The organism is Paenibacillus chibensis, from assembly GCF_004001045.1.
Classification (GTDB): domain Bacteria; phylum Bacillota; class Bacilli; order Paenibacillales; family Paenibacillaceae; genus Paenibacillus_AQ; species Paenibacillus_AQ chibensis.
Genome location: NZ_BIMK01000037.1, coordinates 22351 through 38168 on the forward strand (window position 1 = coordinate 22351; position 15818 = coordinate 38168).

The window sequence follows — 15818 nt, forward strand, 5'->3', positions numbered from 1 at the left end:
TTACGCCCGCGCCGGTAATCAAGTGATAATCCGACAATTCTGCAGGACAACCCGCAATTTGCCGAAATATTATAGAAAATAAAGTGATAGAGGGCTCACAATCTGACAAACGTTTTCATAGACAAGTGATATATTGAAATTGCACTTATGAATAGGTGTATAAATTGGAGGGATTAAACATGGAAAATTTCGAAAATGAACTGCTGCTGTCCGAGGAAGAGGTAGAGGAATCCCAAATCGAAGACATCGAGGAAAGCGACGACGAGGAAGAAGAAGAGGAAGAAGAAGAGTCTGAATCCGAAGAAGACGAAGAGTCGGACGAAGACGAAGATCCCGAGCAATAATAGTTTTCAAATCCCTTCTCCAAAGAAACGACAGACTTATCCAAACCCAACCTGTTCAGTCATGAACAGGTTTTTCATTGCGGCTTTCCGTCCCATGCAAAAAGGCGCCGGACTCCCTTGGGAGCCAGCGCCTTCTTCAATTGGATTCTTATTTGCTCAGCGTTTCGGTCAGAACCGGTACGATTTGCGATTTGCGGGATACAACGCCTTTCAGTACGGCTGTGTTGTTCTCCAGCTTCACGTTATAAGCGGTTTCCACGGCGGAAGCGGCACTGCCGAGAGCCAGGGCGACGGAATCATTGTTCAGAATATCGGTTACGACGAACACGAACAAATCCAGTCCCTTTTGGCTGATGATGTTGTTCAGCGCGTCTTCAAGCTCGGCTTGACGGTTCAGAACGTCATTCGTGTCAACGACGTTGACTTGAGCAATTTCCACCTTGCGCGTGCCCATCTGGAACTCTTTGGCGTCCAGGGAAATGAGCTCGGCAATCGTTTTGCTGCTCATGTCGGCTCCGGCTTTCAGCATCTCCAGGCCGTATTCCTCCAGGTTCACGCCGGCGATGTCGGCCAATTCGCGAACGGCAGCCACATCCTCATCCGTGCAGGTCGGGGATTTCAGCAGCAGCGTATCCGATACGATCGCCGAAACCATCAGGCCGGCCATTTCCTTCGTTACAGCCACATTTTTTTCTTTGAACAGCTTGTTCAAAATCGTTGCCGTGCAGCCCACAGGCTCGGCACGATAGTAGAGCGGATGGCTCGTCTCAAAGTTCGCGATGCGGTGATGGTCGATTACCTCGGTTACGCGTACCTGATCGATATCGTCAGCGCTTTGCTGGCGTTCGTTGTGGTCGACGAGAATGACCTCGGATACTTCGCCTGCCACTTTGTCCACCAAGCGGGGTGCGGCTACCTTGAAGGTGTCCAGCGCATATTGCGTTTCGCCGTTGACGTTGCCCAGACGTACGGGCTCGGTATCGAATCCGAGCTGGTTTTTCAAATAGGAGTATACAATAGCCGAAGTAATCGTGTCCGTATCCGGATTTTTATGTCCGAAAATCAAAGTTTTAGCCATGAGTTTCATTGCTCCTTATCCATTTATAAAGTACAGACATTCCAGAAATGTCTTGGTCTACATTCGATTATAGCGGTAAATAGGTAATATTCCAATTCCTTTACAGAGATTTATTTACAAATCCCGAGGATCAAGCTTCGGGAACTGTTTTCCTCGGAATCTCGCCCAAAGGCAGCCCCTCTTTATAGTATAACGAATGCTGCAGCAGCACGTAAAAAATATGAGTCCGGTCATATCCTTGCTTCTTCAGGTGTCCGTCTATCATTTTGGCGATGGCGTCATGCTTTTCCTGCTCGCGCGGAAACATATAAATTTCAACCGACTGGGGACTATTTGTGATTTTTTCCACATGCAAAAGCTCGATTTTTACGATCTCCTGCGGAATGTTGGCGATCGCTGCCATTTCTTCGATAATTGCCGGAGCGACAGTTTCCACCACGTTTTTTTCGAATCCCGTAAATCTGACAAAAGGCAAAGCTGTTCCCTTCTTTCCTGAAGTTGGTGTTTCGGTTATGCTGGCATAATATACCCTACCACAAAAACACCGAAGGAGTCACCTCATGCAAGCGACCCCTTCGTGAATTAAGCGTTACTCCATGATTTTATGCGGATCGGCGACTGTCTCGATCTTCTCTTGAACCCGCTCCGGCTCACCGAGAAAATGGCGGCTTAACGGCTTCAGATTATCTTCCAGCTCATACAGAATCGGCACGGCCGTCGGTATGTTCAGATCGAGTATATCCTCGTCGCTGATATCCTCCAGCACCTTCATCAGCGCGCGCAGGCTGTTGCCATGGGCCACGACCAGCACCTTTTTGCCCGCCTTGATCTGGGGTACGATCTCCCCTTCCCAATACGGCAGTACCCTGGCAATCGTATCTTTCAGGCTTTCACCCAGCGGAATTTCCTGCTCGGTCAGTCGCCCGTAGCGCTTATCCTTTTGCGGATACCGGTCGTCGTCGGCAGTGATTTGCAGCGGCTTCACATCAAAGCTTCTGCGCCACAGCTGCACCTGCTCCGCCCCGTATTTCTCCGCCGTTTCCTGCTTGTTCAGCCCTTGCAGCGCCCCGTAATGCCGCTCATTCAGCTTCCAGCTTTTATGGATCGGGATCCAGAGGAGATCGTTGACGTCGAGAATATAATTCAGCGTCTTGATCGCCCGCTTCAGAACGGACGTAAACGCAATATCGATTTCGTAAGGCAGATCTTTCAGCAGTTCGCCTGCCTTGATGGCTTCCTTGACCCCTTTTTCCGTCAAATCGACGTCGGTCCAGCCCGTAAACCGGTTCTCCTGATTCCAGATGCTTTCGCCGTGTCTCACCAATACCACTTTGAACATCGTCGCATACCTCCCTCGCAGCGATGCGGCATGAACGCCGCTTGGTCTATTCTTTGCCTATCCTATTTGTTTAACCCTTACTCCGTTCTTTGATTCATGCGGGTGACCACATTGTCCGTGGCCAGGAAATTCAGCTTGCGGGTCTTTTCATCATATTCGTAGATCAGAATTTTTCCGTACGACTCGGATTCCTTATTGCCGTCGATGACCGCGAACCGGTCGCCACCCAAAGAAATGGTCTGGATCCCGGCCGAATCGGATTTCACGTTCACCTCGCGCGGGAATTCCGGTATGTCGATGCCGCGTGCGATCACGTCCAGACTGCCCCCGTCGATATGGGTGCTTGTGCCAGACTCCATTTTAATGAACGGCTGCTCCTTTAACAAATACAGCACGACCAAGATCAGCAAACCGTAAAACAAAAACAAGTACGGGTTATTCTTGAAGTTCAAGCCTGATCCGCTCCTTTCCATTGTCATATAGTAGGATACTGCTTCGCATCTTGAGAAGCATTTGCTCCAACGCCTCCCGTACTGTAAAATTGAATGAAGATTACATATGGTAAGGAGGACTACTAACGATGAGAGATTCTTATGTATTCTGGCTCATGCTGCGCACGCGCAATAACATCATCCAGAAAGTCAGCCAGCTTCCGGCTGAAAAACGCAACCTGATTCCAGAGGGCTTTAATAACAGCCTTCACTGGCAGCTCGGACATCTGCTGACGGTGACGAATATGATCGCATTCCAATTTGCAGGCAAAGAATCCGTCATTCCGGAAAGCTATAAAGCATTTTTCGGCTCCGGGACGAAGCCGTCCGACTGGACCCAGGAGCCTCCGGCTTGGGATGCGCTGATCGAAGAGCTGACTTCGCAGTGCAAAGTCATCGAGGATACGTTTGCAGGCAAGCTCGAGGAACCGCTGGCGGTCAAAGAAAATTTCGCTAAAGCGGAAACCGTCGGCGAGGCGCTGCTGATCAACATCAGCCATGAGAGCTCGCATGCCGGCATGATCAACGCCATGCTGAAGGTGCTCGCATAAAGTTGAAAAAAAGATACCCTGGCTTATAAGTCAGGGTATTTCTTTTATCCATATTATTACATATTATGTCATGTCTGCATAGATAAAGCTTGTCATATTTTGGACTTTTTGAGTTTTACTTGATAGATCGTGCCCGTGAAAAGGATGGCCATGCACACCAGGCAAAGGACGGCTGCGCCCGCAGCACCCTTGGCTTCACCGGAGGACTGCAGCCACTCAGCCGAAATTTGCGGCAGGGACCCCGGACTCCAGGCCGTATACCTCGGCAGCCATCCCGAAGCCATGGACAGCAGCAGCGCTGCGCCCAAGCTGACAAAAGCAATCCCCGCCGCGGGATTTATGAGCGAGCTCATAAACAGCGTCAGCGATCCCGCAAACCAGAGCCACAGCAAATAAAAGAGACCCGCTTTCACGGCCGCCCCGGCGTCGACGCTTCCGATCATCTGCACCGTATAATACCAAGCCCCAGCATAGCCAAGCGCGAACGAGACCGTAATCAGGGACAGCATGCTTGCCCATTTCGCTGCCGTATAAGAGCCATAGGATACCGGCTTGGAAAAAATCATCTGCGAAACGCCGCTCTGCCGTTCGCCTGAAATGATCGTCATGAAAGACAGAACCAGGATGAGCAGTCCGACCGAGCTGTATTGGCCGAGCGTCTGCGCCAGCACCTCTGCGCCCGATGGCGGCTCAATCGAAATCGTCATGCCCTTGGGCATATTGCCCGCGGACTTCAGAATCTCCGGCATAAAACGCGTCACAATCGGCTGCATCACACCCAGCATCAAGAACACGAGCGGCACCCAGAGCCACTTATAGCTTCGCCCCATCTCCAGCATTTCTTTGCGGAAAAACAATCGGAACTGCATCATGACTGCACCACCTTCAAAAACAAATCTTCGAGCGTGCTCTGGCCGGCTTCTAGCGAGCGGATCATGACGCGATGGGCTACCGCATCGGCCATCAGCGCGAGCGAAGCCAGCTCGACGTCTGTCACCGTCAGCTTCGCCCGCCCTCCGGAGGTCTCCGCCTGACTCACGAAATCCTTGGAACCGACCGCAGCCAGCCATGCCCGCGAGGCTTCATCTCCGCCGACCTCGAGCCTGATCACCGGCTCGCTGTATGTCCGGCGAATATGATCCAGACTCCCCGCCAGCGCGATTTCGCCTTCCCGGATCATGAGAATTTCATCACAAATCTCCTCGGCGTCATGCAGGACATGAGTAGAGAACAGCACGGTCGTCTCTTGGCGGATGCGCTGTAGCAAGCTGAGCACGTCCTTGCGGCCGGAAGGATCAAGCGCGGACACCGGCTCATCCAGGATGAGCAGCTTCGGGCGGTGGATGAGCGCCTGGGCCAAACCCAGCCGCTGCTTCATACCGCCGGAGTAGCCGCCGATTTTGCGTTTGCCCGCATCCTTCAGCCCCACGTCCTCCAGCCACTCCGCGGTTTCCAGCGCAGCCTCCCGGCTTTTCAGGCCGGCGAGTTCACCGGCATAGAGCAGAAATTCCTTACCGGTCATCCATGGATAAAATACCGGGGTCTGCGGTAAATAACCGATATATGGCCGACGGTCCGGAACGGGGCTTCCGTTCACCAGCAGCTCGATTGATCCTCCGGACGGCTGAAGCAGTCCGGCCAGCATGCTGATCGTTGTCGTCTTCCCCGCGCCGTTCGGCCCAAGCAGCGCTGCACAGCTGCCTTCGGCCACGGAAAAGGATATGCCTTTGACAACCTCGCGCTCTTTGAAGCGCTTGGTCAGCCCCTTCACCTGCAGCAGCGGCCGGGTCATGAGGCATCCTTCCTTCCGATGATAAAGTAAGCGACCGAACCCAGAATATTGCCACACAAGATGATGATCACCCATAACCACTTAGGTCCACGGGTCGCTTCGGCTTTATATAATGAAATGAGTCCCACTACAGCCAAAATCAGCTGCAGGACAATCAGAGGCGCAATCAGGCCCCAAGGTATGCTTGTATTCATCGTATCCATCATGGTTTCCCCTTTTTATTCGTCTCGTTTGTTGCGATGTTCCCGATCTTTCAGGCGTTCTTTTCTCCAAGGCCAAAAAATATAGACAAGCCAATAGGCAATAAGCGGGCCCGGGGACTGGATCAACCCGACGATCCCCCAAATCCAGTAGTACTTCGTATGCCGGCGTGAATGGATAAACAAGAACAGGCTTTGGGTGAGCAAAATGCAGGCGGCCAGTACAATAACCCACACGGGAATGGATTCGGGATTCGTTTTATGCATGTCCGGACTTCACCTTCTTCCTGGAACGGTAGAAAAAACGAACGGCAAACGTGATGACACCAACGAAGACCAACGCTTGGATCGCGATAAAAACGATGAGGTTCATGGAAGCCAAAAGAATGTTGCCGCAAATTAATGCCAGGGCAATGACCAAAAACAGGGCGATCTCCAGTCCCACATGTTTGCGCAGCTTCCGCTGCTCGCTGGCAACAAGCATCTCCAGCTCATGCAGCGCAGGCGGTTCCGGCTGCCGGATCGCTCGCTCCATCTGATCGAATCCATACAGCAGCTGCGCGATCAGAGCCTGGTCATCGGCGGATGGTTCTTCATGGTTGCTTTCGGCCTGCATATGCTTCTGCTTGTTCAGATCGGAAAGCTCCTGCCGCTTTTCCTTATTCCTTTTCATCTGTCGTCAGCTCCTTTCGTAACTGCTGCAGTCCGTGATGGACTCTCGATTTTACCGTTCCTGGCGGGATATCCATCATATCGGCGATTTCTTCATAGGCATAGCCGTAATAATGCTTGAGCAAAATCGGCAGCCGCCACTCGTAGTCCAGCCTGGACAGTGCCTCCATCGCATCCGTCCATTCCTCCTGCCGTGCTTTCAACTGCCACTCCGTCCGGCGGAGCGCCTGCTCCTGGTCCTTCCACCGCTTCTCGACCTTCGTGCGGCGCATCTGATCGATGTAAATTCGCGTCGCGAGTGTAATCAGCCAGGAAGAAAATTTCGATGTATCGTTATATAAACGAATTTTCTCGATGCACCTGAGCATCGTCTCCTGCGCCACTTCCTCGGCCAGCGCCGGATTCATCGTCATTTTGATGAGATATTTCATTAAAAAGGAGTAGTGGGCCTGCAGCAGCTGCGCCATCGCCTGACTATCCCCGCGCTGCGCGCGTTTGATGAGCTTGAGTTCGTCCAACCGCAGTCCCTGCTCCTTTCCATGCTTCATGTGATTTAGAAAAGACCGCATCAGCCCGTACGCGACTCATGCAATCACCCATAATACGAAGTGGTTCGCGAAATCGTTCACGGGATTCCAAAAAACTTTTTCTGGAGATTCATCCCATATGAATGACGACTCCATCTTTATTTTCCGCCAGCCGCGCCTGTTGGTAAACGTAACCTTTTCGGATTCAAAACGTTCTATATATAAAGGAGGCGAATGTGATGCTCGGATATATAATATGTATTTTGATGATCTCAACAGGATTTTTTCTGATGCGCCTGTCGAATGTACGTTTAAGCGCCTATGCCGCGCAAGGACGGGACGACAATTCGGAAAAGCGTTCCTTCTTCAAAATGCCTTTGGTTCGGTTCGCCATCGTCTTCATTATCGTTTTCGCCGCGTTTTGCGCCTTCCCGTTCCTGTTATTCCGCTTCTTCCTTTAAGGGGGATGTTCATATGTTCATCATCAGCATTTTCGGCATTATAATCCTTGCGTTAAGCTGGTACCAGCTTCGGCATCCTGCCTGGAATTGGGAGCGCAGTCAAGGCTGGAAGGTCGATGGCGCATCCGAGCCCAGTGAAAATTACCTGGTGGCTGTTGAGATCGGCAGCGTGTTCGGCATCGTCTTCGGCGCCTTAATGGTGCTGCTGGGGATCTTTAAAATGTTCTATTGAAACGCAAAAAGGAAAAGCCGCTCCATGAGCGGCTTGTTTTCATTCATTCGTTATGCTTGCGAATAATAAATCAGGGCCGTATATAACGGGATCTGAATCGTACGGTTGACTTTATCCGGCTTCGAACCGACCGTGTAGTGAATGGATGGATTCTGAATGGCCGAATCATGAAGAAACTCGTTGATCTCCCGCTCCAATGCCAGCGAAGTTTCGCTCTCAAATATTTTTACCCGGTTCATGCGTGACCTCCGTATGAATATTCTTATTAGATAGGTGAAATAAAAAAATCCATAAATTTCGGATCGCATCCCTCCCCTTGAGCTCTTATTTCGACGCAGGGGAAGGATAACCCTTTTATCCATTTTTTCGGGCCAGGTAGAGTTCGGTTACCGCCGGGGACGGTTGTCAACATTATATTTTTTCCACCCTGTGGAGATATGATTTAACATGCTCTTATTTTTTCAGATGATAGGGTACCTTCGTTACGTTGACGTCTGTGCTTTATTAATAAAATTCATGATGCTCTCATTCATTACATTCAGGGCTTCAGGCTCGACAGGATAATGACCGCCATTTGGTAAAATAACGATTTCAACCGGAACCTTTTTAATCTGCTCCAGAAATGGCGTACTTAAGTGCAAAGGCGTCCATCTGTCTTGTTCGGGTTGAGTCAGCAATACTGGACATACATTAAAATCTTCGGCTTCGATGGCAGGTTTATAGTTCATGTAGCTATCCAAGAAATTCATCGACGCTTTATTACCAGCTGAGGTTTTATCTTTCAAGAATACCTTCATAAGTTCCTGATCATTACATAATGCGTTCATCTTCGAAGTTAGCTTCATAGGCAATGTTAATCTACCCAATCCCATTTTTTTAGAGATGGTGGTTGCGGGTACACCCACTCGAGACATAAACATATTGTTTGTCGTTTCGTCACGTACAATTTGTAGTCGCTGGTCTAAAAAAGTCATGCCAATAATGCCTTTTACCTTGCGGTTAATACATGCGATATGATAGGTTTCCATTCCTCCCGCACTTAAGCCGTATAAGAATATCGGCCGATCATCTTGAGCTGCTTCAGCATCGATGAAGTCACTAGCAATTTGCACCCAATCCGCATACGTCACGTTATTGCGATCCGTAACTTCTGTCATACCATAGGTTGGCATATCGATCATAATCGTTTCGAATCCACGTTTAAACAGAGGCCCGCCAGCGATCAAGGAAATTTGTCGGCCATTCGTTCCCACACCATGGAGTAAAATGATTTTTGCCGAAGCTTCCGGGTTTCTAAATGTATCCAAATGAATGCGGTCCTGATTCCATGTCCACCATTCCTCTGCTGGTTGGTAGCTATCCGTAAAGCGATATGGATGAGGTAGCTTATTCATGATCACTTTCCATGTATTTTGATTGTTATAAGACATGGTATCACTCCTAGTTTACGTTCTTCCGTTCGAACTAACGAACATTTATACCATAAAATTAGCGTATTAATATGGCTGTGTCAATATTACTACGCTTATTGTATATATTTGATTAATTCAGTTTATTTTTTCTAGTTCAATGACTAAGAGCTTTAAAATCTGTGTTGCCCATTTTAAATTGAGCGAGTAATGCCGTTCTGTGCCTCGCTTTTCAACTTCAACTAATTTATTATCCAGTAAATGCTTCAAATGATGTGAGATGGCCGGGCGAGATAAAGGTAATTTTTGCGCTAGCTCTGTCACGGTCATTTGTTTATTTTCATCCAGTAATAATAAAATTTCTTGCCGATTCTCATCTGCCAATATTGAAAAAACCGGAGCACATTGCTTTAACAGGTCCATCACTTGTCGACTCATTCATACACCTCTTTTGTATTTCGTCATCCTAACACATTCTCTTCATGTAAGACAAGGGAGTACGTATTTCAATAAGGTACGGTAACCAGGCCCGAAACGAATGAGCACGAAATTCGCGCTCTCCCTAAAAGGCTGCTAGATAGTGTACCTCTGCTGGGAAATTATACGTTAGCTAATACCGTCTTGGTCGCCAACCAAAGCGCATCACATATATCGGGAGGTTGCATATCATCACTCAGCAGCTTGTCCGGTAAAAGAATCTTAGGAATAGTCCAGTGAAGACGATAACTTGTCTTTTCTTGATTATATTCAATGACGAAGCCGTTCTCCAGGTTATCCTGAACCAATTCCATCATCTGTCCGATTGAAAGCAGCGGCAGCGCTTCGCCTTGATGAACGTCCTCGTTAAAGTCTCGATGGCCCGATTTCACGAAAGGTCCCTCGTAGCGAATGATGCCATCATGCATAACCTTCACTGCATAGAGATCAAACAATCCGGGGGTGCATCTCAACCGCCACCACATACGCAGCTTCTCTTTTTCCTCGGTCGTCAGTTCATTCAGGTTTTCGATCGTTATCCTTTGCTTCATAAACTGCTTACGTCCTCCTCTTCATCTCATCCGAACCGTATCAGAAAGACATTATTCCACCAATTATGCTCAAATCCCTTTTTTGTACGTCCCACCGCCTTGGGCTAATCATTAATCCGTTCTCTAGCACATTTCTTTAAAATAGTCATCTGCTTGTTTCATTCCTTTCTCATTTTCATATTTTGTAACAACACGAAAGGAGTAGATCATATGAAAATATCCAAGGCACTTTGTAACCGTCTAGCCACCATCTTAGGTGGTACGGGTATGTCTGACGGGAAAAGCTGCTCTATCATGGTTGAAAGAAAATTAAATGCTAGAGTCCTTGGTAGAAAATACGAGACCGAACATGAAATCACGATACAATCCCTGCAAAACGGAACAACGTTAAATACGGGCGAAATAACTCTTTTACAGTCCGAAGTACAACGTTTTATAGATGCGGCTCGAAAACGTAATTTCAAAGTATCCGCAGTACACAACCATTGGTTATTCGATAAACCCAGATTGATGTATCTTCATATTGAATCCATTGAAAACCCGATTGTGTTTGCCAGAAAATTAAGATCGGCGTTAGACGTTCTAAAAAATTGACTGGTTAACATTGTGGCGTTCGGAATGAATCCTGAACGCCTCTTTTATCTTTTGTTCACTGATCTTTGAGATGCCTCCCACCCTCTACTGCGGCGGGTCCTTTCCTGACTTTTTAACTCGATGTGTCGCCACGTCACTCCCCTCCGATGAATCAAACTTAAAAGAAAAATCCCAAGAAACTCTTATTTGCTGGTGGAACAAAGTTTTGGTTGAATAATCACTCTACAAAAATAAAATATGCTCAAGGAGCGTGATTATTTTGCCAACAATTCGCAAGGAGATTTTGATTGATGCCTCACCAGAGCAAGTATGGAATGCGGTCAGCGACGTAGGTGCTGTCCATCATCGTCTTGTCCCTGGCTATACCGAGAACACCATTATGAACGGTCACGAAAGGACTCTGATGATGTCAAACGGTAATAGGGTCCGTGAAATCATCGTTTCCATCGATGAAAAGGAACGTCGAATGGCATATGCGGTTAAAGAGAGTAGTATGGCATTATTGCATCATCATGCATCCTTCAAAATCCTCCCGTATGACGACAACATCACGAAACTGGTGTGGACCACCGATTTCCTTCCAGTTCAACTCGCTCCGGAGATTCAAGCTCGTGTTGATCGGGGATCTCAAGTTATGAAAGAGACCATCGAAGCTGAGGTAAGAAAAGGATCAGAATCGAGGGAATGAGTAAATCCCATCCAAACACTCACATAAGTAAAATATATAGAAGCCAACCGTTCCCATCGAGAGGCTAATATTTATCCGGCTTTCGGTTCTTTACTGGAAGCCGGATATTTATTTGGTAGTAATGAAATTGGAACATCGTAATTAGTTACCTCTTATGATGGTATTATTGTATCAAATAAATTATTTCAGGTGGTCTCAAGGAGGAATACATTAATGATATATGTTGTCAGACATGGACTAACAGAATTAAATAGACAAGGGAGATTACACCATGTCGGATGAGATCACCGTGTTCCCCGTCGCTTGGCCACCTGCCCCGATCAAGACCGAGCGGCTCTTGCTCCGCCAGTCCGAGGCCCGGGACCGTGCGGCGCTGATCGACCTGTTCGCCTCACCAGAGGTGGGCACCTACGTCGGCGGCTCCCGTCCGCGTGACGAGCTCGAGCGCGCGATGCCCGAGGTGCCCGGGCATCGCTTCGGCTTCTTCGTGGTCGAGCTCAACGGAACAACGATCGGCATGATCACGCTCGATCGGCGCGACCCGGAGTGTAAGGGTCACATCCGTCCAGAGGGCGGGGAGCCCGGGCTCGGCTACCTGTTCCTGCCGCAGGCGTGGGGGCGCGGGTACGCCACCGAGGCTTGTGCAGCGGTGCTCGACTGGTTCGCCGATGCGCTTCCCGGCGAGCCGGTGGTGCTCTCCACACAGATCGCAAACGAGGCCTCCATGCGCGTTGCGGCGAAGCTGGGGTTCACCGAGGTCGGGCGATTCGAGGACTACGGCGCCGAGCAGTGGCTTGGCGTGTGGTACCCAGGCACGCCGTCCGATTGAGCTCATGCCCGTGGGCTTGGAGCCATGCAGAGCATCACATTGCGACCAGCGAATTCGTACAGCTGCTGTGCCTTGGCATCCCGATCCCCTTTGATTCCGAATTCATGACCGTTTTCTTGCTGTCGCGCTGCATGGATTCGAACGCTGACGAGTATGCTACAACCCACGGCTCCGGCTTTTCCTCATCCGTATATGCTCTCAATGTCTACCCGATCGTTATCATACGTTTCTGTCGGTAATCCATTTGTCCGTATCCCCTCCTGTGCTTATACCTGGGTTGATTTTGATACTTACATTCATTTTTGTTTGTTTATTGGGCATGATATGTCTGTAAATAATACAAAAAGGAGCAATACATGACGATGGGTATTTTGAGCGGTAATTCAAAAGATGAGCCTATGCATTATGGTGAAATTTTTAGTGTATGGAGTTGCTCTATGGTCGCTAGAGGCGCCGTATCATGCTACCAAGCATTCCTGAATCATGCTGGTGACAAAGAGCTCAAAAAGATATTGAACAATCTTATTGACCAAGCAAAGTTGGAGATTAAAGAGTGCGATCAATTGCTCACGGATAATGGAATTGCCGCGGCGCCAATCATGCCTGATAGACCACCGGTGAAAATCGAAGACATTCCAGCAGGTGCAAGATTTACTGACCCTGAGATAGCAGCAAAAATTTCTGTTGACATTGCTGCATCCCTGGTTGCTTGTAGCCAAGTTATGGGACAATCCATTAGAGAGGATATTGGTGCTTTATTTGCAAAATATCATCTAACTATGGCAGGCCTGGGCGTTCAAGCACTTAAGATGAACAAAGAAAAAGGTTGGCTTATCCCTCCCCCGCTTCAAGTAAAAAGACCTGAATCCGAATAACTAATTATTTTTCATCCTGCTCATTGAGTGGGATTTTTTCGTTTATGTTGCTCTCCTTGCCCACCACAAAGCAAAGAACCTTCTCGCCATGCCCTCCTTATATTAAATAAGGAAGACACAGTACAGAAGGCCAAGGGCGCTTGAAGGCATCGATCAGATCTTTAATTCCCCGAGCTTGATCAGCTCGACGACGGCCTGAGAACGGCCTTTGACATTGAGTTTTTGCATGACGTTGGAGATATGGTTCCGCACCGTCTTTTCACTGATAAACAACTGGCCGGCGATATCGCGGGTCGTTTTATCCTGAACAAGCAGCTCGAACACTTCACGTTCACGGTGAGTCAATAAAAATTTGCTTTTATGATCGTTCCCCTTCAATGGTGTCACCCCTCCTTGCTCGGGTTTGTATGGTATAACAAGGTAAAGGGATACAGTCAACTCATATTATGTAAGGTTCAGGCCAATGGTGTCGTTAAGGGTAAAAAATGGGCTGGCGCCTTGATAGCCTGCCTTTAGGGCTTATCCGGACTTCAACGCAAGCCCATTCAGAGATCATCCCCCATGCCGAAAATCATCGAGTTTAAATGAAGCATCCGGCGCCGACACTAGGATTAAGGAGGTGCTAAGCTTTGTTGTTTTGGCTGATCGCCGCATTCATCGTCGTTCCGTTCCCGATGACGGCCCTGGCCGTCCGTTTCCGGGTAGTCCGGTATGCGCTCCACCTGCTGGCGCTGGTTTGCTATTATACCGTAGGCTCCATCATTACGGCCGCCGTGTACTCGAACCGGGCCCATGACACCGTATTCACGACGGATGTTCACAATGTGCTGCTGAATCCTTGGTTCCTGTTCACGGGGGCTTACCTGGGACTTTACATTCCCTACCGGCTGCTGGCCGGATTCTGGCTGTACCGGCGCGCTTGAAGCACGATGAGAACCTGAAAGAACTCGGAGACCCGTTCGCCCCATTCCATTAAAAAGCACCCCTCCCGCAAATCGCCACGCTCCATAAGGAGCTTGCGACTGCAAAGAGGGGTGCTTTTTCATTTACTTCCCATGCGGTGGTTTAACCGGTCTACGCGGCTTACTCGTAAGCGCCCATGTTGACGCCTGCGCCTTGCACCCGCGGATTGCCTGCGATGTCCAGCGTGCCGATGAGGCTCGCATCCGTCAAGCCGGCATCCACGGCAGGCGAAGAAGTCGTCAGATGGAAGTCATTTGCGGCCGCGTTCAGGAACAGCGGATCGGCAAACTTGGAATGGGCATCGTTGCCCGTTCCGTTTTTATATGCTGCAAAACCCGTGTATTCTTTGTTTTTCCACGTCCAGGTCGCATTGGAGCTGCCGCCTGGAGCAAAGTACAGGTTGTAGTCGACCACATTGCCCGAGTTTTTGGTGTACTCATTGTAGATGAGCACGTTCGAGGAGCTGGCGACGAAAATGTTGTTCACGACCGTGTTGTTCTGCGTGTCATACTGCACGTACAGCTGGCCGCTGCCGTCGCCCAAGGTATCGTTTTTGTACAGCGTGTTATTAACGATTTTGCAGTTCACCGTCGAACCGCGCTTCGTGTCGTAACCGCCCATGGCGATCCCCGTCAAGCGGTTATTGTAGACCAGGTTGCTGCGAATCGTAATGTTGCTCGTCGCTTTGCCGGCATGCTCGGAGGCGATTTCGATCCCGATGTCGTTATTGTAGCTGTAGTTCCGCTCGATAACGCTGTCCTTGCCCCCGTCCACATAGATGCCGTCCGCCGCGTTGCTGTTGTTCGGCAGTTTTTTCCCGTAAGAAGGGTTGTTGTTGGACGTAATGTTGTACACCTCGTTGCCGCTGATGAATCCGTTTCGCGCCTGATCATAAGCGGTATTCGGAGATTTGCCCTCGAACCCGATGACATCGATGCCGATGTTGTCGTTATCGTGGATTTTGTTATTCGTCACGGAGAAGGTGTCGACGTTGCCGTTTACCACGAGCGATTCGCTCGATCCCAGCACCAGGTTGTACAGCTCGTTGCCGTCGATCGTCACGTCATGAATGGAATTCGGCGCTTTCGTGCCGTATACGGCGATGCCGTGCGCATCCCTGCCCAGAAGGTCGGTGCCTGACGGGGTGGACGTGTTTTTGATGTCATGGACCTTGTTGTTGGACAGGCTCAGATTGCCCCCTGCCCCGTGCACGTAAATGCCCACCGGCATGACGTTGTTTTTGGTGGTGGTAAAATTGCGAATTTCGAAACCTTTGACGGTAATATAGCTGGCGTCGGCGATGTCGATGATGCCTTCGGTGCCGCTGACGGTCAGACCGCTGCCGTCAATGATGGCCTGCTCGGACGGGTAGCTCGTGAACGTGATCGGTCCTTGGTTGGCCGATCCGGACTTCGTGATCTTCAGCTTTTCATTATAGACACCGCCACGGACGTAAATCGTGCTGCCCGGACCCGCGGCATCCGCCGCATGCTGAAGCGTCTTCCAAGGCGAGGCGCTCGTCCCCGCGTTCGAATCGCTGCCGCTGGTCGCGACGTAGTACTCGGTCCCGGCTGCCGCAGCGCGGGGCGCCTGCACGCTTCCGATCCCCGTCCCCAGTAATGCAATGCTGGCTGCAATCATCCAAGTCTTACCGAATTTCATTAATCATCAACCTCCCAAAATCGGATTTTATTTTAAACCGGACCCCTAAGAGTCCAAAGCTTAAAACCAGTCACATCGATTTC

26 protein-coding genes are annotated in these 15818 nt (G+C 49.6%); 9 read left to right on the plus strand and 17 right to left on the minus strand.

Annotated elements, in window-relative coordinates:
• Nucleotides 1-179: 179 nt before the first annotated feature.
• On the plus strand, nt 180-344 hold the full coding sequence (locus tag PCH05_RS27415; protein WP_164766769.1) for a hypothetical protein: 165 nt from the start codon (nt 180-182) through the stop codon (nt 342-344).
• Nucleotides 345-492: 148 nt separating this feature from the next.
• Here the strand turns inward: PCH05_RS27415 and PCH05_RS22740 are convergent, their stop codons facing one another.
• The 4 genes from PCH05_RS22740 to PCH05_RS22755 form a co-directional block, all read right to left on the minus strand.
• Nucleotides 493-1422 (minus strand): manganese-dependent inorganic pyrophosphatase, encoded by a 930-nt coding sequence (locus PCH05_RS22740; protein ID WP_127606205.1) that lies wholly within the window; start codon nt 1420-1422, stop codon nt 493-495.
• Nucleotides 1423-1552: 130 nt separating this feature from the next.
• Nucleotides 1553-1897: a DUF1904 family protein gene (locus PCH05_RS22745; RefSeq protein WP_127606207.1), complete on the minus strand. Its 345-nt coding sequence runs from the start codon at nt 1895-1897 to the stop codon at nt 1553-1555.
• Between the two features lie 114 nt (nt 1898-2011).
• Complete coding sequence (gene gpmA, locus PCH05_RS22750) at nt 2012-2761, minus strand: 2,3-diphosphoglycerate-dependent phosphoglycerate mutase (protein ID WP_127606209.1); 750 nt, start codon at nt 2759-2761, stop codon at nt 2012-2014.
• A 77-nt stretch (nt 2762-2838) separates the two neighbouring features.
• The gene (locus PCH05_RS22755; protein WP_127606211.1) at nt 2839-3213 is read right to left on the minus strand and encodes a hypothetical protein; all 375 of its coding nucleotides are present in this window, start codon (nt 3211-3213) and stop codon (nt 2839-2841) included.
• A 128-nt stretch (nt 3214-3341) separates the two neighbouring features.
• Here PCH05_RS22755 and PCH05_RS22760 point away from each other — a divergent pair, with 128 nt between their 5' ends.
• Nucleotides 3342-3803, plus strand: coding sequence for a DinB family protein (locus tag PCH05_RS22760; protein ID WP_127606213.1), 462 nt, complete (start codon nt 3342-3344; stop codon nt 3801-3803).
• Between the two features lie 92 nt (nt 3804-3895).
• On the opposite strand, the gene PCH05_RS22765 is transcribed toward PCH05_RS22760, so the two are convergent.
• From PCH05_RS22765 to sigY, 6 genes are read right to left on the minus strand one after another with little or no spacing between them, the layout of a single operon-like run.
• A complete protein-coding gene (locus PCH05_RS22765) occupies nt 3896-4675 on the minus strand; it encodes an ABC transporter permease (RefSeq protein WP_127606215.1) in 780 nt (259 codons plus the stop codon).
• Entirely contained in the window at nt 4672-5595 is a 924-nt protein-coding gene (locus PCH05_RS22770) for an ABC transporter ATP-binding protein (RefSeq protein WP_127606218.1), read from the minus strand. The genes PCH05_RS22765 and PCH05_RS22770 overlap by 4 nt, the downstream gene beginning before the upstream one ends.
• A complete protein-coding gene (locus tag PCH05_RS22775; protein ID WP_371860576.1) occupies nt 5592-5789 on the minus strand; it encodes a PLD nuclease N-terminal domain-containing protein in 198 nt (65 codons plus the stop codon). Before PCH05_RS22775 ends, PCH05_RS22770 begins: the two co-directional genes overlap by 4 nt.
• Nucleotides 5790-5813: 24 nt before the next feature.
• Nucleotides 5814-6062, minus strand: coding sequence for a sigma-Y antisigma factor component (locus PCH05_RS22780; protein ID WP_127606222.1), 249 nt, complete (start codon nt 6060-6062; stop codon nt 5814-5816).
• Nucleotides 6055-6468, minus strand: a complete 414-nt coding sequence (locus tag PCH05_RS22785; protein ID WP_127606224.1) for a YxlC family protein — start codon at nt 6466-6468, stop codon at nt 6055-6057. The genes PCH05_RS22780 and PCH05_RS22785 overlap by 8 nt, the downstream gene beginning before the upstream one ends.
• The gene (sigY, locus tag PCH05_RS22790; protein WP_164766771.1) at nt 6455-7015 is read right to left on the minus strand and encodes an RNA polymerase sigma factor SigY; all 561 of its coding nucleotides are present in this window, start codon (nt 7013-7015) and stop codon (nt 6455-6457) included. The genes PCH05_RS22785 and sigY overlap by 14 nt, the downstream gene beginning before the upstream one ends.
• A gap of 218 nt (nt 7016-7233) precedes the next feature.
• Here sigY and PCH05_RS22795 point away from each other — a divergent pair, with 218 nt between their 5' ends.
• Entirely contained in the window at nt 7234-7455 is a 222-nt protein-coding gene (locus tag PCH05_RS22795) for a hypothetical protein (protein ID WP_127606226.1), read from the plus strand.
• A 13-nt stretch (nt 7456-7468) separates the two neighbouring features.
• Nucleotides 7469-7687 (plus strand): DUF6199 family natural product biosynthesis protein, encoded by a 219-nt coding sequence (locus PCH05_RS22800; RefSeq protein ID WP_127606228.1) that lies wholly within the window; start codon nt 7469-7471, stop codon nt 7685-7687.
• A 50-nt stretch (nt 7688-7737) separates the two neighbouring features.
• On the opposite strand, the gene PCH05_RS22805 is transcribed toward PCH05_RS22800, so the two are convergent.
• From PCH05_RS22805 to PCH05_RS22820, 4 genes are all read right to left on the minus strand, one after another.
• Nucleotides 7738-7926 carry a sporulation protein Cse60 gene (locus tag PCH05_RS22805; RefSeq protein ID WP_127606230.1) on the minus strand — a complete coding sequence of 63 codons (189 nt, stop codon included), beginning with the start codon at nt 7924-7926 and terminating at the stop codon, nt 7738-7740.
• Between the two features lie 243 nt (nt 7927-8169).
• Nucleotides 8170-9117, minus strand: a complete 948-nt coding sequence (locus PCH05_RS22810; RefSeq protein WP_127606232.1) for an alpha/beta hydrolase — start codon at nt 9115-9117, stop codon at nt 8170-8172.
• 117 nt (nt 9118-9234) lie between these two features.
• Nucleotides 9235-9534 carry an ArsR/SmtB family transcription factor gene (locus tag PCH05_RS22815; protein ID WP_127606234.1) on the minus strand — a complete coding sequence of 100 codons (300 nt, stop codon included), beginning with the start codon at nt 9532-9534 and terminating at the stop codon, nt 9235-9237.
• A gap of 161 nt (nt 9535-9695) precedes the next feature.
• Nucleotides 9696-10124 (minus strand): hypothetical protein, encoded by a 429-nt coding sequence (locus PCH05_RS22820; protein WP_127606236.1) that lies wholly within the window; start codon nt 10122-10124, stop codon nt 9696-9698.
• 210 nt (nt 10125-10334) lie between these two features.
• On the opposite strand from PCH05_RS22820, the gene PCH05_RS22825 reads away from it, so the two are divergent.
• From PCH05_RS22825 to PCH05_RS22835, 3 genes are all read left to right on the plus strand, one after another.
• Complete coding sequence (locus PCH05_RS22825) at nt 10335-10718, plus strand: DUF1259 domain-containing protein (RefSeq protein ID WP_127606238.1); 384 nt, start codon at nt 10335-10337, stop codon at nt 10716-10718.
• 259 nt (nt 10719-10977) lie between these two features.
• Nucleotides 10978-11406, plus strand: coding sequence for an SRPBCC family protein (locus PCH05_RS22830; RefSeq protein ID WP_127606240.1), 429 nt, complete (start codon nt 10978-10980; stop codon nt 11404-11406).
• A gap of 271 nt (nt 11407-11677) precedes the next feature.
• Nucleotides 11678-12235 (plus strand): GNAT family N-acetyltransferase, encoded by a 558-nt coding sequence (locus PCH05_RS22835; protein WP_127606242.1) that lies wholly within the window; start codon nt 11678-11680, stop codon nt 12233-12235.
• A gap of 34 nt (nt 12236-12269) precedes the next feature.
• On the opposite strand, the gene PCH05_RS27420 is transcribed toward PCH05_RS22835, so the two are convergent.
• Nucleotides 12270-12437: a hypothetical protein gene (locus PCH05_RS27420; protein WP_164766772.1), complete on the minus strand. Its 168-nt coding sequence runs from the start codon at nt 12435-12437 to the stop codon at nt 12270-12272.
• A 160-nt stretch (nt 12438-12597) separates the two neighbouring features.
• Between PCH05_RS27420 and PCH05_RS22840 the strand changes: the two genes are divergently transcribed.
• Nucleotides 12598-13110: a DUF3231 family protein gene (locus tag PCH05_RS22840; protein ID WP_127606322.1), complete on the plus strand. Its 513-nt coding sequence runs from the start codon at nt 12598-12600 to the stop codon at nt 13108-13110.
• 153 nt (nt 13111-13263) lie between these two features.
• Here the strand turns inward: PCH05_RS22840 and PCH05_RS22845 are convergent, their stop codons facing one another.
• A complete protein-coding gene (locus tag PCH05_RS22845; protein WP_036649309.1) occupies nt 13264-13488 on the minus strand; it encodes a helix-turn-helix domain-containing protein in 225 nt (74 codons plus the stop codon).
• A 251-nt stretch (nt 13489-13739) separates the two neighbouring features.
• Here PCH05_RS22845 and PCH05_RS22850 point away from each other — a divergent pair, with 251 nt between their 5' ends.
• On the plus strand, nt 13740-14033 hold the full coding sequence (locus PCH05_RS22850) for a transposase (protein WP_127606244.1): 294 nt from the start codon (nt 13740-13742) through the stop codon (nt 14031-14033).
• A 160-nt stretch (nt 14034-14193) separates the two neighbouring features.
• Here PCH05_RS22850 and PCH05_RS22855 read toward each other — a convergent pair whose 3' ends face one another.
• A complete protein-coding gene (locus tag PCH05_RS22855) occupies nt 14194-15735 on the minus strand; it encodes a right-handed parallel beta-helix repeat-containing protein (RefSeq protein ID WP_127606246.1) in 1542 nt (513 codons plus the stop codon).
• Nucleotides 15736-15818 lie beyond the last annotated feature (83 nt).